This window comes from Streptomyces sp. NPDC041713 (assembly GCF_055591085.1).
The window spans coordinates 768,531-777,142 of sequence record NZ_JBVIZY010000002.1 but is presented as its reverse complement, the minus strand read 5'-3'; the positions used below and the strand labels follow the sequence as shown (position 1 = coordinate 777,142).

Annotated in this window: 18 protein-coding genes; all 18 read left to right on the top strand. The window is 65.6% G+C overall.

Going from position 1 to position 8,612, the window contains the following annotated elements; all coding sequences use genetic code 11:
• The first annotated feature begins 87 nt into the window (after positions 1-87).
• The 18 genes from rpsJ to rplR all read left to right on the top strand — a co-directional run bounded on the left by rpsJ (position 88) and on the right by rplR (position 8,590).
• On the top strand, positions 88-396 hold the full coding sequence (rpsJ, locus tag ACZ6CV_RS08385) for a 30S ribosomal protein S10 (RefSeq protein WP_003948644.1): 309 nt from the start codon (positions 88-90) through the stop codon (positions 394-396).
• Between the two features lie 14 nt (positions 397-410).
• The gene (gene rplC / locus ACZ6CV_RS08380) at positions 411-1,055 is read left to right on the top strand and encodes a 50S ribosomal protein L3 (protein ID WP_055553489.1); all 645 of its coding nucleotides are present in this window, start codon (positions 411-413) and stop codon (positions 1,053-1,055) included.
• Positions 1,056-1,063: 8 nt separating this feature from the next.
• Positions 1,064-1,717: a 50S ribosomal protein L4 gene (gene rplD / locus ACZ6CV_RS08375; RefSeq protein WP_355803850.1), complete on the top strand. Its 654-nt coding sequence runs from the start codon at positions 1,064-1,066 to the stop codon at positions 1,715-1,717.
• Positions 1,717-2,136 carry a 50S ribosomal protein L23 gene (rplW, locus tag ACZ6CV_RS08370; protein WP_055564827.1) on the top strand — a complete coding sequence of 140 codons (420 nt, stop codon included), beginning with the start codon at positions 1,717-1,719 and terminating at the stop codon, positions 2,134-2,136. Before rplD ends, rplW begins: the two co-directional genes overlap by 1 nt.
• Before the next feature lie 39 nt (positions 2,137-2,175).
• The gene (rplB, locus tag ACZ6CV_RS08365) at positions 2,176-3,012 is read left to right on the top strand and encodes a 50S ribosomal protein L2 (RefSeq protein WP_355803847.1); all 837 of its coding nucleotides are present in this window, start codon (positions 2,176-2,178) and stop codon (positions 3,010-3,012) included.
• 12 nt (positions 3,013-3,024) lie between these two features.
• Positions 3,025-3,306: a 30S ribosomal protein S19 gene (gene rpsS, locus ACZ6CV_RS08360; RefSeq protein ID WP_069770399.1), complete on the top strand. Its 282-nt coding sequence runs from the start codon at positions 3,025-3,027 to the stop codon at positions 3,304-3,306.
• A gap of 41 nt (positions 3,307-3,347) precedes the next feature.
• On the top strand, positions 3,348-3,695 hold the full coding sequence (gene rplV / locus ACZ6CV_RS08355; RefSeq protein WP_004571827.1) for a 50S ribosomal protein L22: 348 nt from the start codon (positions 3,348-3,350) through the stop codon (positions 3,693-3,695).
• Positions 3,695-4,537, top strand: coding sequence for a 30S ribosomal protein S3 (rpsC, locus tag ACZ6CV_RS08350; protein ID WP_125514476.1), 843 nt, complete (start codon positions 3,695-3,697; stop codon positions 4,535-4,537). The genes rplV and rpsC overlap by 1 nt, the downstream gene beginning before the upstream one ends.
• A gap of 5 nt (positions 4,538-4,542) precedes the next feature.
• A complete protein-coding gene (gene rplP / locus ACZ6CV_RS08345) occupies positions 4,543-4,962 on the top strand; it encodes a 50S ribosomal protein L16 (RefSeq protein WP_030782563.1) in 420 nt (139 codons plus the stop codon).
• Entirely contained in the window at positions 4,962-5,186 is a 225-nt protein-coding gene (gene rpmC / locus ACZ6CV_RS08340; protein WP_127912615.1) for a 50S ribosomal protein L29, read from the top strand. The genes rplP and rpmC overlap by 1 nt, the downstream gene beginning before the upstream one ends.
• Complete coding sequence (rpsQ, locus tag ACZ6CV_RS08335; protein WP_150171090.1) at positions 5,186-5,473, top strand: 30S ribosomal protein S17; 288 nt, start codon at positions 5,186-5,188, stop codon at positions 5,471-5,473. Before rpmC ends, rpsQ begins: the two co-directional genes overlap by 1 nt.
• Positions 5,474-5,580: 107 nt before the next feature.
• Positions 5,581-5,949: a 50S ribosomal protein L14 gene (gene rplN, locus ACZ6CV_RS08330; RefSeq protein ID WP_003974257.1), complete on the top strand. Its 369-nt coding sequence runs from the start codon at positions 5,581-5,583 to the stop codon at positions 5,947-5,949.
• A gap of 2 nt (positions 5,950-5,951) precedes the next feature.
• Complete coding sequence (rplX, locus tag ACZ6CV_RS08325; RefSeq protein WP_016645174.1) at positions 5,952-6,275, top strand: 50S ribosomal protein L24; 324 nt, start codon at positions 5,952-5,954, stop codon at positions 6,273-6,275.
• Positions 6,275-6,832 (top strand): 50S ribosomal protein L5, encoded by a 558-nt coding sequence (rplE, locus tag ACZ6CV_RS08320; protein WP_355803841.1) that lies wholly within the window; start codon positions 6,275-6,277, stop codon positions 6,830-6,832. The genes rplX and rplE overlap by 1 nt, the downstream gene beginning before the upstream one ends.
• A gap of 5 nt (positions 6,833-6,837) precedes the next feature.
• Positions 6,838-7,023 (top strand): type Z 30S ribosomal protein S14, encoded by a 186-nt coding sequence (locus ACZ6CV_RS08315; protein ID WP_003956452.1) that lies wholly within the window; start codon positions 6,838-6,840, stop codon positions 7,021-7,023.
• 220 nt (positions 7,024-7,243) lie between these two features.
• Entirely contained in the window at positions 7,244-7,642 is a 399-nt protein-coding gene (gene rpsH, locus ACZ6CV_RS08310; protein ID WP_018528360.1) for a 30S ribosomal protein S8, read from the top strand.
• A gap of 21 nt (positions 7,643-7,663) precedes the next feature.
• Positions 7,664-8,203 carry a 50S ribosomal protein L6 gene (gene rplF / locus ACZ6CV_RS08305; protein ID WP_362363444.1) on the top strand — a complete coding sequence of 180 codons (540 nt, stop codon included), beginning with the start codon at positions 7,664-7,666 and terminating at the stop codon, positions 8,201-8,203.
• A gap of 3 nt (positions 8,204-8,206) precedes the next feature.
• Positions 8,207-8,590, top strand: coding sequence for a 50S ribosomal protein L18 (rplR, locus tag ACZ6CV_RS08300; protein ID WP_055564833.1), 384 nt, complete (start codon positions 8,207-8,209; stop codon positions 8,588-8,590).
• Positions 8,591-8,612 lie beyond the last annotated feature (22 nt).

Genomic DNA, 8,612 nt, shown 5'->3' with positions numbered 1-8,612 from the left:
ACACGCCCGACCGCGTGGGTCGGAGGAAGTAGAAAAAAGGGCCCCCGAGGTGCCAGAGCGTTCGAGACGAAGGACTACTAAGTAGCCATGGCGGGACAGAAGATCCGCATCCGGCTCAAGGCCTACGACCACGAGGTCATCGACTCCTCGGCGAAGAAGATCGTCGAGACGGTGACGCGTACTGGTGCGTCGGTCGCGGGCCCGGTGCCGCTGCCCACTGAGAAGAACGTGTACTGCGTCATCAAGTCGCCGCACAAGTACAAGGACTCGCGCGAGCACTTCGAGATGCGCACGCACAAGCGCCTGATCGACATCCTCGACCCGACGCCCAAGACCGTTGACTCGCTGATGCGCCTGGACCTTCCGGCCGGCGTTGACATCGAGATCAAGCTCTGAAGGGCGCGGAGAAGATGACCAAGCAGATCAAGGGCATCCTGGGCGAGAAGCTCGGCATGACCCAGGTCTGGGACGAGAACAACCGCATCGTCCCGGTGACCGTGGTCAAGGCCGGACCCTGCGTCGTTACCCAGGTCCGTACGAATGACAGCGACGGCTACGAGTCGGTCCAGATCGCCTTCGGCGAGATCGACCCGCGCAAGGTGAACAAGCCCCTCAAGGGCCACTTCGCCAAGGCCGACGTGACCCCCCGTCGCCACCTCGTCGAGATCCGTACCGCTGGTGCCAGCGAGTACACCCTCGGCCAGGAGCTGACTGCCGAGACGTTCGAGGCCGGTATCAAGGTCGACGTCACCGGTAAGAGCAAGGGCAAGGGCTTCGCCGGTGTGATGAAGCGTCACAACTTCGCCGGTGGCAAGGCCTCCCACGGTGCCCACCGCGTGCACCGCAAGCCCGGCTCCATCGGTGGCTGCGCCACGCCTGGCCGTGTCTTCAAGGGCCAGCGCATGGCCGGTCGCATGGGCAACGAGCGGGTCACCACCCAGAACCTGACCGTCCACGCCGTTGACGCGGAGAAGGGCCTGCTCCTGATCAAGGGCGCGGTTCCTGGTCCGAACGGCGGCCTCGTCCTGGTCCGTACCGCGGCCAAGGGGGCCTGAGGTAACCCATGAGCACCATTGACATCCTTTCGCCGGCAGGCGACAAGACCGGGACGGTCGAGCTCCCCGCGGAGATCTTCGACGTCGAGAAGATCAGCATCCCGCTGATCCACCAGGTCGTCGTCGCACAGCTGGCCGCGGCCCGTCAGGGCACGCACAAGACCAAGCGTCGCGGCGAAGTCCGCGGTGGCGGCAAGAAGCCGTACCGCCAGAAGGGCACCGGCCGCGCGCGCCAGGGTTCGACCCGTGCGCCGCAGTTCGCCGGCGGTGGCGTCGTCCACGGCCCGCAGCCGCGTGACTACTCGCAGCGGACCCCGAAGAAGATGAAGGCCGCGGCCCTGCGCCACGCCCTCACCGACCGGGCCCGCAACGCTCGTATCCACGTTGTCACCAACGTGGTCGAGGGCGACATCTCCACCAAGGCCGCGAAGACGCTGCTCGGCAAGGTCAGCGAGCGCAAGAACGTGCTCCTGGTCATCGACCGCGCGGACGAGACTTCGCTGCTCTCCGCCCGCAACCTGCCCCAGGTGCACATCCTGGAGCCGGGCCAGCTGAACACGTACGACGTGCTCGTGTCGGACGACGTGGTCTTCACCAAGGCCGCGTTCGAGTCCTTCGTGTCCGGCCCGCAGGCCACTGACACCGAAGGGAGCGAAGCCTGATGGCCATCCGTCACCAGAGCATCGCGTCCAAGGCTGCGAAGGCCGCCAAGGCCGCGCGCGTCGCCAAGGCGAAGCGCATCGCGACCGAGGGCAAGATCGCCGTTGAGCCCACCCCGCTGAGCAAGTCCTTCTCGGACCCGCGCGACGTCCTCGTCAAGCCGGTCGTCTCCGAGAAGTCCTACGCGCTGCTCGACGAGGGCAAGTACACGTTCATCGTGGCCCCCGGCGCCAACAAGACCCAGATCAAGCAGGCCGTCGAGGCGGTCTTCTCGGTCAAGGTCACCGGCGTCAACACGATCAACCGTCAGGGCAAGCGGAAGCGCACGCGCACCGGGTTCGGCAAGCGTGCCGACACCAAGCGCGCCATCGTGACCCTTGCTGAGGGCGACCGTATCGACATCTTCGGCCAGGCCTCCTAACGGAGCGCCCTGGTCCGAATATCGGACGAGGACTGAGAAATGGGAATCCGCAAGTACAAGCCGACTACGCCGGGCCGCCGTGGCTCCTCCGTAGCCGACTTCGTCGAGGTAACGCGGTCCACGCCGGAGAAGTCGCTGGTTCGCCCGCTGCACAGCAAGGGCGGCCGTAACAATTCCGGTCGTGTGACCGTTCGCCACCAGGGTGGCGGACACAAGCGCGCCTTCCGCGTGATCGACTTCCGTCGTCACGACAAGGACGGTGTGCCGGCCAAGGTCGCGCACATCGAGTACGACCCCAACCGCACCGCGCGCATCGCGCTGCTGCACTACGCGGACGGCGAGAAGCGCTACATCCTCGCCCCGCGCGGCACGCAGCAGGGTGACCGGATTGAGAGCGGCCCCGGTGCCGACATCAAGCCCGGCAACAACATGGCGCTGCGCAACATCCCGGTGGGTACGACGCTCCACGCCATCGAGCTGCGGCCCGGCGGCGGCGCGAAGTTCGCCCGCTCCGCGGGTGCCTCCGTGCAGCTGCTCGCGAAGGAAGGCGCCATGGCGCACCTTCGCATGCCGTCCGGTGAGATCCGCCTGGTCGACGTCCGCTGCCGCGCCACCATCGGCGAGGTCGGCAACGCCGAGCAGTCGAACATCAACTGGGGCAAGGCCGGCCGCATGCGCTGGAAGGGCGTCCGCCCGACCGTGCGTGGTGTCGTGATGAACCCGGTCGACCACCCGCACGGTGGTGGCGAAGGCAAGACCTCCGGTGGTCGTCACCCGGTCTCGCCGTGGGGCAAGAAGGAGGGTCGTACTCGTGATCGCAACAAGGCGAGCAACAAGTACATCGTCCGTCGCCGCAAGTCGAACAAGAAGCGCTAGGAGCGGGTTTAGATGCCGCGCAGTCTCAAGAAGGGGCCCTTCGTCGACGACCACCTCGTAAAGAAGGTGGACGCTCAGAACGAAGCCGGTTCCAAGAACGTCATCAAGACCTGGTCCCGTCGCTCGATGATCATTCCCAGCATGCTGGGTCACACGATCGCGGTGCACAACGGCAAGACCCACATCCCGGTGTTCGTCACCGAGTCGATGGTCGGCCACAAGCTCGGCGAGTTCTCGCCGACTCGCACCTTCCGCGGCCACGTCAAGGACGACCGGAAGTCGAAGCGCCGCTAGCGCGGGGTGGAACGACTATGACTAACACCGAAGGGACAACCATGGAAGCCAGGGCCCAGGCGCGGTACATCCGCGTCACGCCCATGAAGGCCCGCCGCGTGGTGGACCTCATCCGTGGCATGGATGCCACGGAGGCTCAGGCGGTCCTGCGTTTCGCCCCGCAGGCCGCGAGCGTGCCGGTCGGCAAGGTGCTGGACAGCGCCATTGCCAACGCCGCGCACAACTACGACCACACCGACGCCTCTTCGCTGGTCATCAGCGAGGCGTACGTGGATGAGGGCCCGACCCTGAAGCGGTTCCGTCCGCGTGCTCAGGGCCGTGCCTACCGGATCCGTAAGCGGACCAGCCACATCACCGTGGTCGTCAGCAGCAAGGAAGGAACCCGGTAATGGGCCAGAAGGTAAACCCGCACGGGTTCCGGCTCGGTGTCACGACCGACTTCAAGTCGCGTTGGTACGCCGACAAGCTGTACAAGGACTACGTCAAGGAAGACGTCGCCATCCGTCGGATGATGACGTCCGGCATGGAGCGCGCCGGCATCTCGAAGGTGGAGATCGAGCGCACCCGTGACCGCGTGCGTGTGGACATCCACACCGCTCGTCCCGGCATCGTCATCGGCCGCCGTGGCGCCGAGGCCGACCGCATCCGCGGTGACCTCGAGAAGCTCACGGGCAAGCAGGTCCAGCTGAACATCCTCGAGGTCAAGAACCCCGAGGTCGACGCTCAGCTCGTGGCCCAGGCCGTGGCGGAGCAGCTGTCCTCCCGCGTCTCCTTCCGTCGTGCCATGCGCAAGAGCATGCAGTCGGCGATGAAGGCGGGCGCCAAGGGCATCAAGATCCAGTGTGGTGGCCGTCTCGGCGGCGCCGAGATGTCGCGCTCGGAGTTCTACCGCGAGGGCCGCGTGCCCCTGCACACGCTCCGCGCCAACGTCGACTACGGCTTCTTCGAGGCCAAGACGACCTTCGGCCGCATCGGCGTGAAGGTCTGGATCTACAAGGGCGACGTCAAGAACATCGCCGAGGTCCGCGCCGAGAACGCCGCTGCCCGTGCGGGTAACCGCCCGGCCCGTGGCGGCGGCAACGACCGCCCGGCCCGTGGTGGCCGCGGTGGCGAGCGTGGCGGCCGCGGCCGCAAGCCGCAGCAGCAGTCCGCGCCGGCTGCCGAGGCCCCCAAGGCCGACGCTCCCGCCGCCGCTGCCGCTCCGGCTGAGAGCACCGGAACGGAGGCCTGACCGAAATGCTGATCCCCCGTAGGGTCAAGCACCGCAAGCAGCACCACCCCAAGCGCCGCGGTCAGGCCAAGGGTGGTACGACGGTCGCATTCGGCGAGTACGGCATTCAGGCCCTCACGCCGGCGTACGTGACCAACCGCCAGATCGAGGCGGCTCGTATCGCGATGACCCGCCACATCAAGCGTGGCGGCAAGGTCTGGATCAACATCTACCCGGACCGCCCCCTCACCAAGAAGCCTGCCGAGACCCGCATGGGTTCCGGTAAGGGTTCTCCGGAGTGGTGGGTCGCGAACGTTCACCCGGGACGGGTGATGTTCGAGCTGTCGTACCCGAACGAGAAGATTGCTCGTGAGGCGCTCACCCGCGCTGCTCACAAGCTTCCGATGAAGTGCCGCATCGTCCGGCGCGAGGCAGGTGAGTCGTGATGTCGGCCGGTACCAAGGCGTCCGAGCTGCGCGAACTGGGCGACGAGGAGCTTGTCAACAAGCTTCGCGAAGCCAAGGAAGAGCTGTTCAACCTCCGCTTCCAGGCGGCGACGGGCCAGCTCGAGAACCACGGTCGGCTCAAGGCCGTCCGTAAGGACATCGCGCGGATCTACACCCTGATGCGTGAGCGCGAGCTGGGCATCGAGACGGTGGAGAGCGCCTGATGAGCGAGAGCAACGTGACTGAAGAGACGAAGGCCGCCCGCGGCTTCCGCAAGACCCGTCAGGGTCTTGTCGTCAGCGACAAGATGGACAAGACCGTCGTCGTCGCTGTCGAGGACCGCGTGACCCACGCGCTGTACGGCAAGGTCATCCGCCGTACGAACAAGCTCAAGGCGCACGACGAGCAGAACGCTGCCGGTGTCGGCGACCGCGTCCTCCTGATGGAGACGCGTCCGCTGTCCGCCACCAAGCGCTGGCGCATCGTCGAGATCCTCGAGAAGGCCAAGTAATTTCCGAGGGGGTTTCCCCTCGGATCAGTTCCGCCAGGCTCGGTGGGGGCCGTTTCCCGTAAGGGATTCGCCCCCGCCGGGAACCGGCAGACAAACAGGAGATAGACGTGATCCAGCAGGAGTCGCGACTGCGCGTCGCCGACAACACGGGTGCGAAGGAAATTCTCACCATCCGTGTTCTCGGTGGCTCGGGTCGCCGCTACGCGGGCATCGGTGACGTCATCGTCGCCACCGTGAAGGACGCGATCCCCGGTGGCAACGTGAAGAAGGGTGACGTCGTCAAGGCGGTCATCGTTCGCACCGTCAAGGAGCGCCGCCGTCCGGACGGCTCGTACATCCGCTTCGACGAGAACGCCGCCGTCATTCTGAAGAACGACGGCGACCCTCGCGGCACCCGTATCTTCGGCCCCGTCGGCCGTGAGCTGCGCGAGAAGAAGTTCATGAAGATCATCTCGCTCGCGCCGGAGGTGCTGTAAGCATGAAGATCAAGAAGGGCGACCTGGTCCAGGTCATCACCGGTAAGGACAAGGGCAAGCAGGGCAAGGTCATTGCCGCTTACCCGCGCGACGAGCGCGTCCTGGTCGAGGGTGTCAACCGGGTCAAGAAGCACACGAAGGCCGGCCCGACCGCCAGCGGCTCGCAGGCCGGCGGCATCGTGACCACCGAGGCCCCCGTCCACGTCTCCAACGTCCAGCTGGTCGTGGAGAAGGACGGCAACAAGGTCGTCACGCGCGTCGGTTACCGCTTCGACGACGAGGGCAACAAGATCCGCGTTGCCAAGCGGACGGGTGAGGACATCTGATGACGACCACCACCACTCCGCGTCTCAAGACGAAGTACCGCGAGGAGATCGCGGGCAAGCTGCAGGAAGAGTTCTCCTACGAGAACGTCATGCAGATCCCCGGTCTCGTCAAGATCGTGGTCAACATGGGTGTCGGCGACGCCGCCCGTGACTCGAAGCTCATGGACGGTGCCGTCCGTGACCTGACCACCATCACGGGTCAGAAGCCGGCCATCACCAAGGCCCGGAAGTCCATCGCGCAGTTCAAGCTGCGCGAGGGTCAGCCGATCGGCTGCCACGTCACGCTCCGTGGCGACCGCATGTGGGAGTTCCTGGACCGCACCCTGTCGCTCGCGCTGCCGCGCATCCGCGACTTCCGTGGTCTGTCCCCCAAGCAGTTCGACGGCCGTGGCAACTACACCTTCGGTCTCACGGAGCAGGTCATGTTCCACGAGATCGACCAGGACAAGATCGACCGCGTCCGGGGTATGGACATCACCGTGGTCACCACGGCGACCAACGACGCTGAGGGCCGTGCGCTCCTTCGTCACCTCGGCTTCCCGTTCAAGGAGGCGTAAGCGAGATGGCGAAGAAGGCTCTGATTGCCAAGGCTGCTCGTAAGCCCAAGTTCGGTGTGCGTGCGTACACCCGCTGCCAGCGCTGCGGCCGCCCGCACTCCGTCTACCGCAAGTTCGGCCTCTGCCGCGTGTGCCTTCGTGAGATGGCTCACCGTGGCGAGCTGCCGGGCGTGACCAAGAGCTCCTGGTAGTCCCACCTTTTCGAAGGTTTTGGGACTGTCTGGATCTCTCGGTAAGTAAAGGGTCGGCAGATGCGCTCCTCCACATGGCTTAGGCTAGGAGGGTTGGGCGTCTGCCGCCCTGACCGACTTACTACGCCGTAGGTCCCCGCGCCGCACCCGTCCCGCCTCTGAGTGGGGAGAGGGATGGCGCAGATAGGAAACCCCGGCGAGAGAGGCCGAAGGCCAATTCATGACCATGACTGATCCGATCGCGGACATGCTGACTCGTCTGCGTAACGCGAACTCGGCGTACCACGACACCGTGGCGATGCCGCACAGCAAGATCAAGTCTCACATCGCGGAGATCCTCCAGCAGGAGGGCTTCATCACGGGCTGGAAGGTCGAGGACGCCGAGGTCGGCAAGAACCTCGTTCTCGAGCTGAAGTTCGGCCCGAACCGTGAGCGCTCCATCGCGGGCATCAAGCGGATCTCCAAGCCCGGTCTCCGGGTTTACGCGAAGTCCACCAACCTGCCGAAGGTCCTCGGCGGCCTCGGCGTGGCGATCATCTCCACGTCGCACGGTCTCCTGACCGGCCAGCAGGCAGGCAAGAAGGGCGTAGGTGGGGAAGTCCTCGCCTACGTCTGGTAGTCGGGAACGGAGGAATAGCTAATGTCGCGTATTGGCAAGCTCCCCATCACGGTTCCCGCCGGCGTGGACGTCACCATCGACGGCCGTACGGTCGCTGTGAAGGGCCCCAAGGGTTCCCTCTCGCACACCGTTGTCGCGCCGATCGAGATCGCTAAGGACGAGGACGGCGTTCTGAACGTCACCCGTCCGAACGACGAGCGTCAGAACAAGGCCCTGCACGGCCTGTCCCGCACGCTGGTGGCGAACATGATCACCGGCGTGACCCAGGGTTACGTGAAGAAGCTCGAAATCAGCGGTGTCGGTTACCGCGTCCTCGCGAAGGGCTCCAACCTGGAGTTCTCGCTGGGCTACAGCCACCCGATCCTGGTCGAGGCCCCCGAGGGCATCACCTTCAAGGTGGAGTCCGCGACCCGTTTCTCGGTCGAGGGCATCGACAAGCAGAAGGTCGGCGAGGTTGCGGCCAACATCCGCAAGCTGCGCAAGCCCGACCCGTACAAGGCCAAGGGCGTCAAGTACGAAGGCGAAGTCATCCGCCGCAAGGTCGGAAAGGCGGGTAAGTAAGCCATGGCATACGGTGTCAAGATTGCTAAGGGCGACGCTTACAAGCGTGCTGCCATCAAGCGTCGTCACATCCGCATCCGTAAGCACATCTCGGGTACGGCTGAGCGTCCGCGCCTGGTCGTGACGCGCTCCAACCGCCACATCGTGGCCCAGGTCATCGACGACATCAAGGGTCACACCCTGGCGTCGGCGTCGACCCTGGACACCACGATCCGCGGTGCCGAGGGCGACAAGTCCGCGGCCGCCAAGTCGGTCGGCGCCCTGGTCGCCGAGCGCGCCAAGGCCGCCGGTGTCGAGACTGTCGTGTTCGACCGTGGTGGTAACCAGTACGCCGGGCGCATCGCCGCCCTGGCGGACGCCGCCCGCGAAGCCGGACTCAAGTTCTGAGTCGGTTCCGTAGCTAGCGGAA